Source organism: Promicromonospora sp. NFX87 (assembly GCF_048564965.1).
Classification (GTDB): domain Bacteria; phylum Actinomycetota; class Actinomycetes; order Actinomycetales; family Cellulomonadaceae; genus Promicromonospora.
In genome coordinates this window covers 2,757,423-2,773,954 of sequence record NZ_CP183413.1, presented here as the reverse complement: position 1 = coordinate 2,773,954, position 16,532 = coordinate 2,757,423, and the positions used below count along the sequence as shown (strand labels likewise).

Annotated in this window: 15 protein-coding genes; 7 read left to right on the top strand and 8 right to left on the bottom strand. The window is 71.7% G+C overall.

What is annotated here, in order from left to right:
- Positions 1-30: 30 nt before the first annotated feature.
- The gene (locus ACNYC2_RS12415; RefSeq protein WP_419707321.1) at positions 31-804 is read right to left on the bottom strand and encodes a TioE family transcriptional regulator; all 774 of its coding nucleotides are present in this window, start codon (positions 802-804) and stop codon (positions 31-33) included.
- A gap of 58 nt (positions 805-862) precedes the next feature.
- On the opposite strand from ACNYC2_RS12415, the gene ACNYC2_RS12410 reads away from it, so the two are divergent.
- The 4 genes from ACNYC2_RS12410 to ACNYC2_RS12395 all read left to right on the top strand — a co-directional run bounded on the left by ACNYC2_RS12410 (position 863) and on the right by ACNYC2_RS12395 (position 5,648).
- Positions 863-2,083: an erythromycin esterase family protein gene (locus ACNYC2_RS12410; RefSeq protein ID WP_419707320.1), complete on the top strand. Its 1,221-nt coding sequence runs from the start codon at positions 863-865 to the stop codon at positions 2,081-2,083.
- Positions 2,084-2,370: 287 nt separating this feature from the next.
- A complete protein-coding gene (locus tag ACNYC2_RS12405; RefSeq protein WP_419707319.1) occupies positions 2,371-3,342 on the top strand; it encodes a DNA-binding protein in 972 nt (323 codons plus the stop codon).
- A gap of 93 nt (positions 3,343-3,435) precedes the next feature.
- Positions 3,436-3,855 carry a VOC family protein gene (locus ACNYC2_RS12400; RefSeq protein ID WP_419707318.1) on the top strand — a complete coding sequence of 140 codons (420 nt, stop codon included), beginning with the start codon at positions 3,436-3,438 and terminating at the stop codon, positions 3,853-3,855.
- Between the two features lie 140 nt (positions 3,856-3,995).
- Positions 3,996-5,648 carry a DUF222 domain-containing protein gene (locus ACNYC2_RS12395; protein ID WP_419707317.1) on the top strand — a complete coding sequence of 551 codons (1,653 nt, stop codon included), beginning with the start codon at positions 3,996-3,998 and terminating at the stop codon, positions 5,646-5,648.
- Positions 5,649-5,665: 17 nt separating this feature from the next.
- Here the strand turns inward: ACNYC2_RS12395 and ACNYC2_RS12390 are convergent, their stop codons facing one another.
- Positions 5,666-6,631, bottom strand: a complete 966-nt coding sequence (locus ACNYC2_RS12390) for a virginiamycin B lyase family protein (RefSeq protein ID WP_419707316.1) — start codon at positions 6,629-6,631, stop codon at positions 5,666-5,668.
- A 212-nt stretch (positions 6,632-6,843) separates the two neighbouring features.
- Here ACNYC2_RS12390 and ACNYC2_RS12385 point away from each other — a divergent pair, with 212 nt between their 5' ends.
- Together ACNYC2_RS12385 and ACNYC2_RS12380 are read left to right on the top strand one after the other, a co-directional pair.
- Positions 6,844-8,766, top strand: a complete 1,923-nt coding sequence (locus tag ACNYC2_RS12385; protein ID WP_419707315.1) for a S9 family peptidase — start codon at positions 6,844-6,846, stop codon at positions 8,764-8,766.
- Between the two features lie 21 nt (positions 8,767-8,787).
- The gene (locus ACNYC2_RS12380) at positions 8,788-10,065 is read left to right on the top strand and encodes a CehA/McbA family metallohydrolase (protein WP_419707314.1); all 1,278 of its coding nucleotides are present in this window, start codon (positions 8,788-8,790) and stop codon (positions 10,063-10,065) included.
- On the opposite strand, the gene ACNYC2_RS12375 is transcribed toward ACNYC2_RS12380, so the two are convergent.
- From ACNYC2_RS12375 to ACNYC2_RS12350, 6 genes are all read right to left on the bottom strand, one after another.
- A complete protein-coding gene (locus ACNYC2_RS12375; RefSeq protein ID WP_419707313.1) occupies positions 10,055-11,449 on the bottom strand; it encodes an MFS transporter in 1,395 nt (464 codons plus the stop codon). The genes ACNYC2_RS12380 and ACNYC2_RS12375 overlap by 11 nt on opposite strands.
- 14 nt (positions 11,450-11,463) lie before the next feature.
- Positions 11,464-12,276, bottom strand: a complete 813-nt coding sequence (locus ACNYC2_RS12370; RefSeq protein WP_419707312.1) for a ChbG/HpnK family deacetylase — start codon at positions 12,274-12,276, stop codon at positions 11,464-11,466.
- A gap of 50 nt (positions 12,277-12,326) precedes the next feature.
- Positions 12,327-12,896: a hypothetical protein gene (locus tag ACNYC2_RS12365; RefSeq protein WP_419707311.1), complete on the bottom strand. Its 570-nt coding sequence runs from the start codon at positions 12,894-12,896 to the stop codon at positions 12,327-12,329.
- 263 nt (positions 12,897-13,159) lie between these two features.
- Complete coding sequence (locus ACNYC2_RS12360; RefSeq protein WP_419707310.1) at positions 13,160-13,810, bottom strand: hypothetical protein; 651 nt, start codon at positions 13,808-13,810, stop codon at positions 13,160-13,162.
- 127 nt (positions 13,811-13,937) lie between these two features.
- Positions 13,938-14,609: an FMN reductase gene (locus ACNYC2_RS12355; protein ID WP_419707309.1), complete on the bottom strand. Its 672-nt coding sequence runs from the start codon at positions 14,607-14,609 to the stop codon at positions 13,938-13,940.
- Positions 14,606-15,784 carry an LLM class flavin-dependent oxidoreductase gene (locus tag ACNYC2_RS12350; RefSeq protein WP_419707308.1) on the bottom strand — a complete coding sequence of 393 codons (1,179 nt, stop codon included), beginning with the start codon at positions 15,782-15,784 and terminating at the stop codon, positions 14,606-14,608. Before ACNYC2_RS12350 ends, ACNYC2_RS12355 begins: the two co-directional genes overlap by 4 nt.
- A gap of 330 nt (positions 15,785-16,114) precedes the next feature.
- Here ACNYC2_RS12350 and ACNYC2_RS12345 point away from each other — a divergent pair, with 330 nt between their 5' ends.
- The gene (locus ACNYC2_RS12345) at positions 16,115-16,459 is read left to right on the top strand and encodes an RNA polymerase-binding protein RbpA (protein ID WP_026365682.1); all 345 of its coding nucleotides are present in this window, start codon (positions 16,115-16,117) and stop codon (positions 16,457-16,459) included.
- Positions 16,460-16,532: the final 73 nt, after the last annotated feature.

The window sequence follows — 16,532 nt, the reverse complement described above, 5'->3', positions numbered from 1 at the left end:
CTGCCCGGTTGACGAGCTGCCCAGGTCTCATCAGCTGCGCTGGAGGTACGCCTCCAGCGCAGCGGCGCCGGTCAGCATCGCCCGACCGCGCGCGGTCAGCCGGGCGTTCCAGCCGTGCAGCGTGGCTTCGAGGGGCTCGAGCCCGCCGGCGGAGCGCACCTGGGCGATCAGAGGAGCGATCTGCTCCAGGAGGTAGCCGCCGCGCCGGAGCTGGTGGGTCAGCCTGGCGTCTCGCACGGCTGCCTCGTCGTAGACGCGGTAACCGGTCTGCGGGTCGCGGCGCGGGCGCACCAGGCCTGCGCGCTCCCAGGTCCGCAGCGTCGCGGGCCGGATCCGGAGCTGTGCGGCGAGCGGGCCGATGAACGTCTCGCGCGGTCCGGTGCGGGTCGCTGACGTGGGGCGGGTCGCTGTGCCGGTCTCTGTGCCGGTTGCTGTACCCGTCGCTGAGTCGGCGGGATCCAGGTCACGCAGGGCGCTCTCGACCGCCTGGAGCGTCCGGCGATCGTCGAGAAGCTGGACGTGGCTCTCGTCGACGAGGCGGAGTGCGGTGGCGGTGTCGCCGTCGTTCACCGCTCGCATGATCGCCGTCGCGGTCTGGTGGCCGTGGCCCGGGATCAGGGCGAGGAACGCGCGCAGGGCACGCGCGTGCAGCGGGGTGTAGGTGCGATAGCCGGTCGGCGTGCGGACGGCGGCCGGGAGTACCCCCGCGTCCTCGTAGTTCCTGATCGCCTGGGTGGACAGGCCGTGCTCACGTGCCAGATCGACGGGCCTGAGGCGAACGCCGTTTTGAGGGTTCGAGCCCATCCGTACTCCTAACTCAGGCAGAAGTTTCAACCGAGCCTTCAACGATACCTTTGAGGGAATGACGACAGACCTCAAGGAGACCATCCGTACCGTCAACTCCGCAGCGGTCATGGGGCTACTCCCGGCCCGCCCGCGCATCCTCGCGCTGGGCGAGCCCGCCCACGGCGAGAGCACCCTGCACGCCGTGCGCAACGAGCTCTTCCGGCAGCTCGTGGAGGAGGAGGGCTATCGGACCTTCGCTCTGGAGAGCGACTGCCTGACGGGCCTGCTCGTGGACGACTACGTCACCGATCTCGACGGCACCGCTGGTGACGACGAGCTCGACGACGTGATGGCACGCGGCTTCAGCCACGAGTGGGGTGCGTTCCCCGGCAACCGCGAGCTGGTGCGCTGGATGCGCACCTTCAACGCGGGCCGGCCGGCGTCCGACCGGATCCGGTTCGCGGGCGTCGACGGCCCGCTCGAGATCACGGGCGCCGCGAGCCCTCGGCAAGCCCTGACCGCGCTGCACGGATTCCTGGCGGAGCGGCTTGGCACGGGCCTCCTCCCCTGCTCCGACGACGCCCTCGACAGCTTCATCGGCCCCGACGACCGATGGACCGAACCCGCCGCGATGATGGATCCCTCCCGTTCCGTGGGGCAGTCGGCGGAGGCGAGGGAGCTGCGGCTCATCGCTGACGACCTCGCGGCGCTGCTCGGCGCGCACACGCCTGGGCTGATCGCCGCGTCCACCGCGGCCGAGTGGGAGCGGGCCCGCCTGTACGGGCGTACCGCGACGGGCCTGCTGCGCTACCACTTCTGGATGGCGGACACCTCCCCGGGTCGCATGACCTGGCTGCTCGGCGTGCGGGACGCGATGATCGCCGCCAACCTGCTCGCTCTGGCCGAGCGGGGTCCGGTGCTGGTGAGCGCCCACAACAGCCATCTGCAGCGCACCCCGAGCACCATGCGTATGTGGGACTACCCGAGGCTGGAGTGGTGGGGCGCCGGGGCGCTGGTCGACGCCGAGCTCGGCGCGGGATACGCCTTCCTGGCCACGGCCGTCGGCACCATCCGGCACCGGGGTGTGGACGCTCCGCCGTCGGACAGCGTGGAGGGCCTGCTGTACGCGCTGCCCGGCGATCACCACCTGGTCGACGCAGGCCGGCTGGCCGCCTCGCTCGGGGAACGTCTGCCGGACGCTCGCGTGTCCCCCTGGTTCGGGTACGCCCCGCTTGACCCGGCACAGCTCGCGGCCCTTGACGGGATCGTGTTCGTCAAGGATGCCCAGGAGCGCTGAGCGCCGGCTCGGCGGTTCGTCGGCGGAGCTCGGCGCGCCGGTAGCGACGGAGCGCGCGTTCCGCAGCGCAGAGTCGCGGCATTCGGTGCTCACTATGTGCTCTTCGCGCTGACTTTCGAGCCCTCCAAGCGGCTTCAGATCGTTGATATCTAGCCATTTCTAGGTCCAGTACGCACCCGCTTCAGGAAAGCGGGTGCGTACTTTGTGGGACGAGAAGTAGTAGTAGTATTGTCGCACTACTCGTACTACTACGAGCGCGAAAACTGTGCGCGAAACTGTGGGCCGGAATGACTGATGGATCGGGGATCAACGTGCGGGACAAGGAACGGGTCTTCCAGGCAGCCGAGGCGCTGACGGCGGAGGGTGCTGCCGTCACGGTGACGAACGTGCGCGAGCGCGCGGGCTGCTCCAACGCGGCGGCGACGAAGTACCTGCGGGAGTGGCGAGACAGCAGAGCCGCGGAGAACGAAGCGCGGCAGGCGCTCCCCGAGCTGCCGGCGGCGGTCACCGCGCTGGTGGAGCGTGGCCTCGACGCGCTGTGGGGTGCGGCCGTCGAGGTGGCGCGGTCCGAGCACGAGGCAGCGGCCGCCGCGCAGGACGAGGCGCTGACCGCCGTCGTCGGCGAGGCGGATGCGCTGGCCGCGCGAGTGGACGAGGCTGACGCGGAGCTCGCGCAGTTCCGTGCGGTGCTGGAGTCGGCGCGCGAGCAGGCGCGGTCCGCCGAGGAGGATCGTGCCGCGGTGGAGAAGGAGCGGGCGGACGCCGTGGCGACGTCGGCCCGGCTGGAGAGCGACCTGGCCGCCGTGCGACAGGCGCTCGACGCCGCGCGGGACGAGCTCGCCCAGGAGCGGGCCGCTACGGCCGCTGCCGAACGCGCACGGTCCGACGCCGAGGCGGCCCGGGCGCAGGCAGAGGGCGCCGCCGTCGGGCTGCGGGAGTCCCTGGCCGACGTGCGCCAGGCGCTCGAGGCAGCCCGGACCGACGCCACCCAGGCACACCGGGACCAGGCGGCGGCCGAGACGGCCCGCGCCGTCGCAGACGCGTCGGTCGCCCGGCTGGAGGGCGAGCTGGTCGCATCGCGTGACGCTCTGGCGGCGGCGCGGGAGCAGGCGACGGAGGCGGAGCAGACCCGCATGGCGGCGATCGCGGCGCGGGCCCAGGCGGAGGGCACGGCGGCCGGGCTGCGGGAGGCGCTGGAAGCGGCGGCTGCGTCCGCTGCGATCCCGTCGACCGTTCCTGCCGGGGGCTCGGGCGGCTGATCGGCAGGCGGCGACGTCAGATCACCCCTGCCCAGCGGCGGGCCCCGCGCGTCGGCGGGCACGAGTGTCAGTGGGTGGTGCTGTGATGGCCTGATGAACCTTCGCGGATTTGCCACCATCAACTACTGGGCCGACGACGTCACCGCAGCCGCGGCCTGGTACACCGAGCTGCTCGGGGTGGAGCCGTACTTCCAGCGCCCCGGCCCGGACGGGGCGCTGGCCTACGCCGAGTTCCGGATCGGCGACAACGAGGCAGAGCTCGGCCTCGTCAGCCGGGCCTTCGCGCCGCCCGGCCTGCCCTCCGCGCCGGGCGGCGCGCTCATGTACTGGCACGTCGACGACCTGGAGGGCATGGTGGCGCGCCTGATCGAGCTGGGCGCCACCGAGTACCAGCCGATCACCCCGCGAGGCGACCTCGGCTTCGTCACCGCGGCTGTGGTGGACCCGTTCGGGAACATCCTCGGGGTCATGTACAACCCGCACTACGTGGAGCAGCACCCGCTCTCCAGCTGACGGTTCACGCCTCTGAGCCGGCTAAAAGGTTATCCACAGATTTCAAACAGCGCGCACCATGCGTACACACGTTCGATAGAATCGAGAGGTGAGGTACCCGCACCGGGAACCGCAAGAGACGAGGACGGAGGCGGCGCACCATGGCATTCACGATCCCGCCCCCGTCCGGTCAGGAGCCCGCAGTCCGCACCTTCGAAGAGGCGCTGACCGACCTGGAGTCCCTGACCGACGAGCTTGTCGTGTCGGCCGGTCCCGACGCGGTGGCTGGTATCGGCGGGCACGCCGCGGCAGGTGGCGTCGCCGCCTCCCGTCTTGCGTCCGCCGCACCCCGGCTCCGCGCACTCGGAACGCGGCTGGACACGCTCCGGCTCACCTGGCTGCCCGTCATCGAGGCGGAGCTCCCGTGGCAGACGACAGGCGCACGAAACTTCTCGGCCTGGCTGGCGCGGACGGAGAACGTCAGCACGACAACCGCGAAGCGTGAGACCCGGACCGGCCGAGCGCTGCGCGACCACCTGCCCTCCACCCTCACCACGGCGCTCGCGGGCGGTATCGGCGCCGACCACGTCCGCGCACTGGTGGACGTGGCTCCGACCAGCGACGCCCGCAAGGCCGCGCTCGCCGCACCGATCGAGCCGGATGATCTGCCGCCCGGCATGGTGCCGGCTGTAGTTCCCAGCCCGCCGGCCGGTCACGCTTCCGACTCACCCACCGGCGACGGGGCGAGCACCGACGAGGCGACCACCGGGCCGACGAACCAGGATTCGGTGGGGCCGGACTCTGCGGAGCCGGGCGTCGACAGCTCGACCGAGGACGGCAGCCCCGGTCCCCCGGCGATCACCGGCGAGGAATACCTGACCGGCCTGGCGGGCGCTTGTGACCCGTCGCGGTTCCGTCGGGTGCTGAGGCGGTTCGGGCAGGTCGTCGACCCGGACGCGGACGACCGCGGATACCGGAGAGCTACCGAGCGGGAGCACCTGGAGGTCTCCCCGACCTTCGGTGGCTGGCACGTCAACGGGTTCTTGACGGACGAGCACGGGCAGCTGCTGGCGACGGTGCTCGGCTCGATGATGGGCGCTCCGACGCCGGGCGACGACCGCACGCCGACGCAACGCCGTGCGCAGGCCCTGGCCGACGTCGCCCGGGACGTGCTGGACAACGGTCGTGTCGGCACGGGTGCCGCGGTGCGACCGCACGTCCACGTCACGGTCTCGCTGACGGAGCTGATCCGGTACACGGACCGAGCCGCCGCCACGCACACGGGAGCAGCCGCGCACACCGAAGCAGCGGTGCGCACAGGCACCGGCGGGCTCCGACCCGCGGACCTGACGTCCTTGACGGCCCAGCCCGCGACGTTCACCGGCGCTTCGGCGACGGGCAGCGTCGTCCCGCGTGATCTGCTGCGCCGGCTGACGTGCGATGCGGAGATCACGCGCGTCGTGTTCGGCGCGGACGGGACGGCTATCGACGTCGGTCGTGCGCAGCGCACGGTGACAGGCCAGATGCGCAAAGCGGTGATCGCGAGAGACCAGCATTGTGTCTACCCCGGGTGCGATCAGCCTCCGAGCCGGTGCGAGGTGCACCACGCACTACGGCACTGGGCCGACGGCGGAGAGACGTCCGTCGCGAACTCGGCGCTGTTGTGCTGGCATCACCACACGCTGGTGGACACCACCGGGATCACGATGGCCTGGGAGGCCGGCGCGAACCCGGATCAGCCGGGCCGGTGGACGTTCACCAGCCGGCACGGTCATCGGATCGAGCTGGGCCGCGCGTGGCCCAGGGCCGCGTGACCCGTACCCGGTCGGCGCTACGGCGCGGCCACGCGCGCGACTGCGCCGATCTCCAGGGCCGCCCAGAGTGCTCCGTCCGCGCCGACGGTGATGCCGTGCGGCTCGGACGACGGTGTGGGGAGCTCATGGCTGGTCACCGCGTAGCTGGTCGAGTCGCTGCCGGTCGCCTCGTGGCCGCCGGCGCTCTTCGGTGCATCGTTGGCCACATCGTCCGGCACGGTGATGTGGCCGATCCGGTTGGCGCCCCATTCCGTGAACCAGCAGTCACCGGTGCCGGTGGCGACGATGGCGTGGGGCTTGGCCGCGCGGTCGGGCAGCGGGAACTCCTGGATCGCGCCGTCGGTGGTGATGCGGCCGATCTGCCCCGCCATGATTTCGACGAACCACAGGGCGACTCCGTCGCTGGTGATGCCTACCGGCGCCGCGCCGGGGGTGGGCAGCGGGTGGACGGTGATGTCGCCCTGGACGGTGATCCGGCCTATCGCGTTCGCCTGGTTGAGGGTGAACCACAGGGCGCCGTCCGGCCCGGTGGTGATCGCCGAGGGCATGGCGCCCGTCAGCGGTAGGTCGAACTCCGTGACCCGGCCCTCGACGTCGATGTGCCCGACCTTGTCGGTGCTCATCTCGGTGAACCACACGGCGCCGTCGGGTCCGGCGGTGATGCCGTACGGGCCGCTGTCCGGCGTCGGCACGGGGTAGGACCGCATGACGCCCTCGGTGGTGATGCGGCCTATCCGGTGGTCCTTGGTGCGGGTGAACCAGAGCGCGCCGTCGGGACCGGGGGTGATGACCGTGGGCTGGCACTCGGTCGAGTCCAGGGCGTACTCCGTGACCTCGCCGTCCAGGCTGAGCCGCGCGATGCGACCGCTCTGCGCGAAGGTGAGCCACAGGGCGCCGTCGGGTCCGGCGGCCACACCGTACGGGCCATCCTTGGCCTCCGCGACGGAGACCTCCGTGATGACTGGGGCTTGGGAGTGGCGCACAGCAGCTCCTTGCTCGACAGCCGGGTCGACGGCTGGTTCGACGATTGGCTCACCGAGGGCGCCTGCCCCTGGCGGTCACCGCAGCCTGCCTGCGCCCGAGCGCGGGTGCAACCGTATTCCGGGCCACCCACGAGCCCACCAGCCACGACGATCCCGCCGGCGACCGCACCCGGCCGGGGACAACGACCGTGCTGTCCCGCTAGGTTGCTCGAGTGACTTCCGCACCCGTGACCTCCGTGCCAGAGATCATCAACGCCCTGCTCGACCTGACCGCCTGGGCGGTGTTCGACGTCGATCCCGAGGGCCGGATCCTCGCCGGGAACGACGAGTCCGGCAGCATGCAGCTCGTCGAGATCGCGCCCGACGGCACCCGGACCCAGCTCACCGCGCTGCCGTCCCGCTGCTCCGGCCGCTACGTCCCGGGCACGCGTCTCGTGGTGGTGCAGCACGACAACGGCGGTGACGAGCGGACACAGCTCAGCCTGCTCGACCTGGCGCCCTCCGACAGCATGGCAACCGCGACGCTGCCCGCCTCGCTGGAGGCGCTGGCGCCCCTGGTGCACGACCCCGAGTACAAGCACGACCTCGCCGACGTCTCCGCAGGCTCCGTGGTCTTCCTGACGAACCGGCGCGACGGCGTCGACTTCGACCTCGTGGTCCACGACCTGGCGACGGGAACCGAGACCACCCTGTACGACGGCGGAGGTTACCTCGCGGCCGCCGTCGCCTCCCACGACCGTCGCTCGGTCGCGATCACGGTGCTCAGCAGCCAGCCGCGCTCCACGCAGATCCTCGTCGCGGGCGACAGCGGAGACAGCGCCACCGCCCTCACGGCCCCGGACGAGCACGCCCATCACGCACAGGTCGCCTGGACCGACGACGACGACGCGCTCGTCATGGCGTCGGACCACGACCGCGAGTTCGCCGCCGTCGTCCGTGTGCGCCCGGCCGAGGCGAACAGCTCCGACGACACCGGCAGCCCCGAGGACACCGCCTGGCAGACCCTCGTCGAGGCCGACGACCACGACCTCGAGGTGGTCCTCTCCCCCGACGGCACGGCGATGGTCGTGGGCCACCACCAGGACGGCGTCACCACCCTGGCCGTGCACGAACCCGACGGCACCCACCGCTGCGACGTCGCCCTGCCCGACGCCGGGGTGCCCACCGTCGTCTGGGCCCCCGACTCCTCACGCTTCGCCATGCACCTCACCACCTCCGGCGACCCTGGCTCCGTCCACCTCGTCGACGCGGCCACCGGCGCCGCGACGACTGTCGTCGACGGACGTGCCGAGGTCCCTGACAGCGTCCCCGTCTCGCTGCCCACCGTGCACCGCGTCCCCGCCCCGGACGGCGAACAGATCCCCTGTTTCGTGTACCGCCCCACACCCACCGGCGACGGCATGAGTGGCGACGCCACAAATACCGGCGCCACGAGCACAGGCGCCGCACTCGACGGCGCCTCGGTGGTCCTCGTCCACGGCGGCCCCGAGGCCGAAGCCGCCCGCCTCTTCTCGCCGATCATCCAGGCGCTCGCCGCCGCAGGCCTCACCGTGCTCGTCCCCAACGTCCGCGGCTCCGCCGGGTACGGCAAGCGCTGGGTCAGCCTCGACGACGTCGACAAGCGGCTCGACTCCGTCGCCGACCTCGCCGCCCTCCAGGCCTGGCTGCCCGAGCTCGGCCTCGACCCCGCACGCAGCGCACTCTGGGGCGGCTCCTACGGCGGCTACATGGTCCTGGCCGGCACCACCATGCAACCCGACCTCTGGGCAGCCGGCGTCGACATCGTCGGCATGTCCTCGCTCGTCACCTTCCTCGAGAACACCTCCGAGTACCGCCGCGCAGCCCGCGAACGCGAGTACGGCAGCCTCGAGCACGACCGCGAACTCCTCACCGCCGCCTCCCCCATCACCTACCTCGACCAGCTCCGCGCACCCCTGTTCGTGATCCACGGCGCCAACGACCCCCGCGTCCCGCTGTCCGAGGCACAACAGATCGCGGCGGCGCTCGCGGAGCGCGGCATCCGGCACGAGCTGCGCGTGTACGACGACGAGGGGCACGGCCTGGCCAAGCGTGCCAACCGCAAGGACGCGTACCCGGCGGCCATCGAGTTCCTCGCCGAGATCCTCGGGCGCTGAGAACGTCACTACGCTCAAGGCGTGACCAGCGAGGAGCGCCGCCTGCGGCTGTCGATCGACGACCAGATCGAGAACCGGTACCTCGAGGTGCCGTTCGAGATCCAGCCCGGCCGCACCGCCGACGCACTGGAGGTCACCCTCGGCTTCGACCGGGACGCCGCGGTGATCGACCTGGGCTGCCGCGACCCGGAACGCTGGCGCGGGTGGTCCGGCGGCGCCCGGTCCCGCTTCGTGATCACGCCGGGCGCCGCGACTCCCGGGTACGAGCCCGGCGAGCTGATTCCCGGCCGGTGGGCGGTGGTGCTCGGTCTGCACGGGCTGCCGCCCGAGCCGGTCGACGTCACCGTCACGATCGCCACGGGGGTCGACGCCGGTGTGGTCGAGGACGAGCCGCCCGCCCCGCCTCCGCCGTCGGGCAGCGGGGTCGGTTTCAGGGCAGGGGCCGGCCGCACCCGCCTCGGGCGGGACCTGCCGGCGCCGGCAGGCCTGACCTGGTTCGCGGGCGACCTGCACGCGCACACCACGCACTCGGACGGGACGCTGAGCATCGCCCAGCTCACCGCGGCCGCGGCGGGCCGGGGCCTGGACTTCCTCGCGGTGACCGACCACAACACCGTCTCCCACCACGCGCACCTGCCGGGCGTGGGTGCCGCATACGACGTCTGCCTCCTGCCGGGCCAGGAGGTGACCACGCACGCGGGCCATGCGAACGCGTTCGGTGACATCGGCTGGGTGGACTTCCGGCGTCCGGCGGCGCAGTGGCTGTCCGACGTCGAGGAGCGCGGCGGCCTGCTGTCCGTGAACCACCCCGTTCAGGACGACTGCGGGTGGCTCCATCCCGTGCAGACCGGATTTCTCGAGCTGTGGCACATCTCGTGGTTCCTCGACCTGACGGCGACGGGCCCCTGGGCGTACCTGCAGGCGGCGGCCGGTGCCCCTGGCAGCGCGGAACGGCCCGTCCTGCTGGGCGGCAGCGACTTCCACACGCCCGACCAGGGTTTCCCTCCCGGCACGCCCACCACGTGGGTCGCCGCCGAGGACCGCACGCCAGAGGCGATCCTGGACGCCGTCCGGCACGGACGGACCGCCATCAGCCGCTTCCCCGGGCCGAGCGAGCCCGTACTGGTGCGGGTGGGCGGCGACCTGGTGGCCGTCGACGCGGACGGCACGGTGCTCGTGGACGCGACCGGACGACGGCGTCGCGTGCGCGGCGACCGGGTCGTCCTCCCCGCGCCGTCCGAGCCCGGGCCCTACCGGCTGGAGGCCCCCGACCGCACGCTGCTGGCGATCAGCGCGTGACGGGCTCCGGCCCGTACGAAGAGCCCGGGTCCGGCGAGCCGGTCTCCTCAGGTCCCGCCTCCGGCGAACTCGTCTCCTCCGGAGCCGCCGGCAGCCTGATGAACCGCGACACCGTCGTGCCGATCACGAGCAGCGCGAACGGGTACAGCGACAGGTAGACGCGGAACGCCTGCCCCGGGTCAGGCCCGGGGTCCGCTCCGGAGCGGTAGCCGAACCACAGCGCCAGCGATGCCAGCGCCCCGGCCGTCACCAGGCCGTTGAGCCGGCCCAGCACCCCGAACGACGCCAGGAAGAGGCCGCTGCGGTGCGTGCCGTGGCGGGCGGCGTCGGCGTCGAGCACCCGGGCGATCACCAGGTCGTTCGTCGCGAGCACACCCGAGTAGCCGACGGCGACCGCGAGCCCGGCGAGGATTCCCGTGAGCAGGTCGTTCGCGAAGTACATGGGCACGAACCCGACGGCCGCGACCGGCAGCGCGAGCCGCCACGTCCACGCGGCACCCTTGCGCCGCACGACGGCGGCCCACACGCTCAGCATCCCGATCGCCACCACGATCACCACGAGCTGCAGGATGCTCGCGTCCAGGGCCGAGCCCTGCAGCGTGTGGTGCACGTACAGCTGCAGGCCACCGAGGACCAGCGCCATCGCGGAGCCGTAGCAGGCGTTCACGATCCCGACCGTCCAGAACTGCGACGTCGACAGGATCTGCCGGACCGACCGGAAGAACAGCGGCTTCGGCTCCGCGTCGAGCGCGGGATCCTCCCGCACACCGAACGCCGTCCACAGGATCACGGCCGCCGCCACCACCGCGAAGATCACCGCCAGACGCCCGTAACCGACCGTCGAACCCTCGGTGCCCAGCACGTTCCGCGCCAGGACGGGCGTCAGCGCCAGCGCGATCACCAGCGCGATGAGCTGGGCGCCCTGCCGCACGGCGTTCGCCGTCGCCCGCCGCCGCTCCTGCGTGAACAGCTCGGGCAGCAGCGCCCCGTAGCTCGCGTTGATCAGGGAGTCGGCCATCTCGGTGGTGATCGCGAACACCGCGAACCACACCGCGAGCCCCACCGCGGAGTCGGCCACCGGCCCCGGCACGGAGAACAGCGCGACGGTCGTGACCGCCAGCACCAGCGCACCGGTCACCAGGTACGGCCGACGCCGCCCCCACCGCGACCGCGTCCGGTCCGACAGGTACCCGAACAGCGGGTTGTCCAGCGCGTCGAGCACCCCGTAGACCGCATACACGGCCGCGTAGACGACGGCGTCCAGGCCGAGCAGCTCCACGTACACGTAGAGCATCGAGCCCTTGACGAGGTTGATCGGCAGCGAGGTGCCGAACATGCCGATGCCGTAGCGCATCGGCGACGTCCCCGCAGGCTCGGCGTCCACGTCGGCGAGCCTACTCACCACCCGCTGACCAGGTCGATGCCCTGCCGCTCGATCTCCCGGATGAAAACCGGATCGCCCAGCAGCCGCAGCTCCCACGTCCGCTTGCGCCACCACCCCACCGACAGCTCCCGCAGGCGCGGCGTGTCCGGGGCCGGATGCAGGAAGATCTCGCTGGTCCCCTCGGGCAGCCGCCCCAACAGACGCAGGTAGTGGTCGCGCAACGCCGCGTAGTCGCGGGCCTCCGCGTCGCCGCCACGGTGCGTGGCGATGACCCGCGGCAGACGCACCCCCGCGGCGTCGGCCGCCGCCACGGCGCTCGCGTGCCGCTCCCGCACGACGCCCGTGGCCAGCAGGGGGTCGCCGTCCCCGTACAGCTCGAGACCGCGGGGCAGGCGGAGGGCCAGGCCGCGCCGCGCGCACACCGCTATCGCCTCGGCAAGGTAGGAGCGGCCCAGCAGCCCGTAGAGCGTGCCCTGGTGGGAGTCGAGGCGGTCGGGCGGGGGCGAGCCGACGGCGGACGTGGCGCGAGCCAGGGCGTCGATCTGGTCGCTGACCCGGTCGGCGACGTCGTCGAACCCGCCCACCGGCGCGGGTGCCGGGAGCACGACGTGCACACCGGGTGCGACGTCGGGTGCCGCGCGGGCGAGCAGCTTCACGGCACGCGCCGCGCCCGGGTTCTCGAGGCTGCCCGGCGGGTCCCCGTCGGCGTGTGCGGTGATCACGCTCGTCGCTGTCAGGGGCGAGCCGGCCAGCAGGGCGGCGATCTCGCGGTCGGCGTCGGGGTCGGTGCCTGCGTCGTCCGCGGTGAGCACGAGGCTGCGCGTCATACGCCCAGTCTGGCCCAGCCGGGGTGGGCAGGGTCAGTGGTCGGGCAGGCTCAGTGGCTGCCGATGATGCTCGTGCCGAGCGACTCCGCGGCCTCGCCGAGCTCCACCTCGAGAGCCCACGGCGTGGTCACGTGCGGGATGGCCGCGGGGACGGAGGGCAGCATCGTCGTGTGCAGGGTCAGGCTCGTACCCAGCGTGTCGGCGCGCCAGACGCCGGGGCCGACGATCTCGAACTCCCCCGCCCCGGTGCGGTGCAGCACGACCACGTACTCGTGGCCGTCCCGCAGGACGGCGGCCAGCCCGGCCCCGGGCGGTGACGCCGTGGACCCGACCTGGGTGACGGCGAGGTGCGCGTTCTTCGCCACCACGCCCAGCAGCACCTTGCGCAGCTTCAGCTCGGTGCGGGTGTACGGCACCTTGTCGACGACGTCGACCGCCTGGTCGCCCGCCTGCACGACGGCCACGACGTCGGCGTCCGACACGAGCTGCTCGACCGTCTCGTAGTCCTCGGGTGCGGTGAAGCCCGCGGCTGCCTGGTCGCTCATGCAGCCGCTGAGGAGCCCGATCGTGCTGACCACGCCGATCACGCCGAGGGCCGCGCCCACCTGTCGTCGCATCACTGGTGCTGCCCTCCCTCGTCCCGGCCGCCAGGTGCCTCGTTCGGCGCCTCCCCTGAAGGGAGGGACAGGACGCGGCGCGTGGTGCACTCGGTCACGAGCCCATGCCGCGTGCTCGTTCGTGCAACGAAATGTTCCTCCGCTGTACGAACGCGGGACAAGGGCGTACGGGGGCGAACAACGACGATCGAGCCAGGGAGATTGCCGCGATGCGGAAAAGCGCTGGGCACGCGGAGGAAAAGCCCGGTCCAGCGGGCTGTACCGGGTCAGGCGGCGTGCGCCCTACCGATCGCGCGGACGAGGCCCGACGTCGAGATGGAGCCCTTGCGATAGCGCTCCACCGCGGCGACGAGCGCCTCGCTGACATCACGCGGCACGTGCGACCGGCTGACGGGGTACCAGATCTCGCGTTCGAAGACGGCGGTCCGCCGGGCGGGCCCACGGAAGAGACGCCCGGCGAGGGCTGGGGGCGGCGGGACCGGACCCGCGGCCGGAAGTGCCGGAGGGCCGGGCGGGGCGGGCACCGGTGCCGGCGGGCCAGGTACGGCTGCCGGCACGGGTGCGGCCTGCGGCGCATCCGTCACGGGGCGGTCCGCGAGGCGCGACGCACGGTAACGGGCGCCCGGGTTCCAGCGCAGCGTGGGTACGGCCGGCTTGGTGGGCCTCACGCCGCTGGTCTCCCGGCGGGGTGCGGGAGCATCGGACAGCTCGGCGGTGTCCGTGCCCGTGTTCATGCCCGTGTTCATGCCCGTGTTCGTGGTGGAGCCGGCAGCCACCTGCTCCGCGTGGGCCTTGCGCAGCGCCGCCACTATCCGGGCGACGCGTCCGGTGTCGGCCTCCAGGTAGGGGGCGTGCGGTCCCTGAGGGCTGTTGGTGCTCGAACCGTCCGAGACCTGATTCTCCGTACCGTCCGCCATGACAGCTCCCTCACCCATCGTCCAGGCCACGACCAGCGGCGACCGCTGTCCCATATGTTCCCCGCCGGGCCCGGGGCATGCAAGCCCCGGGCGTGACTGCCGACCAGGGCTTCTGCCTGGTCGCTCCTCAGTTGCTGTCCCGGTCGCCGCCGAGCATGTCCAGGAAGCTCGGGGTGGTGGCGAACGGGTCGGTGGGCTTGGTGTGCTCGCCGCGGGCGAGCACGAGGGTCGCGAGGGCCCGGCCGGCGCGTTCGATGCGTTGCGGCAGGGAGCTGCCCCCGTCGTCGTGCCCGGTGCCCGCGCCCTGGGCCCAGTCGTCCGTGGCTGCGAAGACCGATGTGGTGACGACGTCGGCCCGCAGGTAGGTGAACAGGGGCCGCATCGAGTACTCCAGGGCGAGGGAGTGGCGGGGTGTGCCGCCCGTCGCGCCGAGTAGGACGGGCATGCCCGTGAGCGCTTCCTTGTCGAGGATGTCGACGAACGACTTGAACAGCCCCGAATACGTGGTGGTGAACAGCGGGGTGACGGCGATGACGGCGTCGGCCCGGGTGATCGTGTCGATCGCGTGGGCGAGGTCGCCGGTGGGGAACCCCGTGAGCATCGCGTCGATGATCGCGTGGCCGTGGTCACGCAGCTCGACGACCTCGACGCTCACGTCCTGGCCCAGGGCTTCCAGCTCGCGCACCGTGGCGTCCGCGAGACGGTCCGCGAGCAGGCGCGTGGAGGAGGGCTGTCCCAGCCCGGCGTGCACGACCGCGATCGTGCGGTGGGTCGATCCGTCGGTCTTGAAGTCGGTCATGACAGGACCTCTGTTTCCTCGGCCAGTGTTTCCTCGGCCAGCGTGCCGGTGTACTCGTCCCCGCCGTCACCGACGTGCGTGGCGCCGGTCGCACCCTTCGCGCGGGCCGCGGCGACCCGCTCGGCGTGCGTCGGGGGGTTGGCCGGGACGTCGGCGGGGCGCTTGGCGTCGGCGATCTTGCGCAGCTGCGGCACGACGTCGGAGGCCAGGAGGTCGATCTGCTCCAGGACCGTCTTCAGGGGCAGGCCCGCGTGGTCGACGAGGAAGAGCTGGCGCTGGTAGTAGCCGACGTCGTCGATGAACGACCCGTACCGGTCGATGACCTGCTGCGGGGACCCGACGGTCAGCGGGGTGTCGCGCGTGAAGTCCTCCATGGAGGGGCCGTGCCCGTAGACGGGCGCGTTGTCGAAGTACGGACGGAACTCGTCCCACGCCGCCTGGCTGTTCTTGCGGATGAACGCCTGCCCGCCCAGGCCCACGATCGCCTGGTCGGCGCGGCCGTGGCCGTAGTGCTCGAACCTTTGCCGGTAGAACGCGATCATCTGCTGGGTGTGGCTCATCGGCCAGAAGATGTTGTTGTGCAGGAATCCGTCACCGTAGTACGCGGCCTGCTCGGCGATCTCGGGGGAGCGGATCGAGCCGTGCCACACGAACGGCGGCACGCCGTCCAGCGGGCGCGGGGTGGCGGTGAAGCCCTGCAAGGGGGTGCGGAACTTGCCCTCCCAGTCCACGACGTCCTCGGTCCACAGCTTGCGCACGAGCGCGTAGTTCTCGATCGCGAGCGGGATGCCCTGGCGGATGTCCTGCCCGAACCACGGGTAGACGGGGCCGGTGTTACCGCGGCCCATCATCAGGTCCATCCGGCCGTCGGAGATGACCTGGAGCATCGCGTACTCCTCGGCGATCCGGACCGGGTCGTTCGTCGTGATCAGCGTCGTCGCCGTGGACAGGGTGATGTTCTTCGTCACGCCCGCGAGGTAGCCGAGCATCGTGGTCGGGCTGGAGGCCACGAACGGCGGGTTGTGGTGCTCACCCGTGGCGAAGACGTCCAGGCCCGCCTCGTCGGCGTGCTTCGCGATGGTGAGCATCGCCTTGACGCGTTCGGTGTCGTCCGGGGTATGTCCCGTGGTCGGGTCCGTCGTCACGTCGCTGACACTGAAGATCCCGAACTGCATGATGCCTGTGCTCCCAAGGTTGTGTGCTGCTGCTCTTCCAGATGTTCATGCAGATGCATGCACGTCGGCCTCAACCTGCTGCTAGTCTCGATTGTTCCCATCCGAGCCTGCTCCCACCGGCCGGGACGCACGTGAGATCGGGCACATCAGCGCCCAGTTTGCCCGGAGTGCGCTTGCGAGCGCACATCCGACGCGTAGCCTGATCAGACGGCTGGAAAATCGACGGCCGAAAAGCTTGAGCAATCACGGCTGGAACATCACAGAGGGTCCCCGCGTTGGCACTACGGACCTTTTTCCGCCCCAAATCCCGACAACCCTCTGGAGGACATCGTGCCCGACCGGTCCCTGCGCGGTATGAGCATCGGTAGTAAGAGCATGGAGTCCGACGAGGGCGTGGACTTCGCCCCTCGGTTCCAGGCCTACTACGACTGCCCCAATGGCCACACCATCATCCTGCCCTTCGCCACTGACGCGGACGTACCCCCGATCTGGGAGTGCCGCTGCGGCGAGGAAGCTCTCCTGCGCGACGCCGAGAAGCCGGAGCCCAAGGCGACGAAGCCCCAGCGCACCCACTGGGACATGCTCCTGGAGCGCCGCACGGTGAAGGAGCTCGAAGACCTGCTCGACGAGCGCCTCGAGCTGCTGCGCGCCGGCAAGCTCCGCCGCTCCGCCTGAGAGCAGCACTTGAAAGCAGTACCTGAAAGCAGCTGAACGACCGTCGGGTCCGGACCACATGGTCCGGACCCGA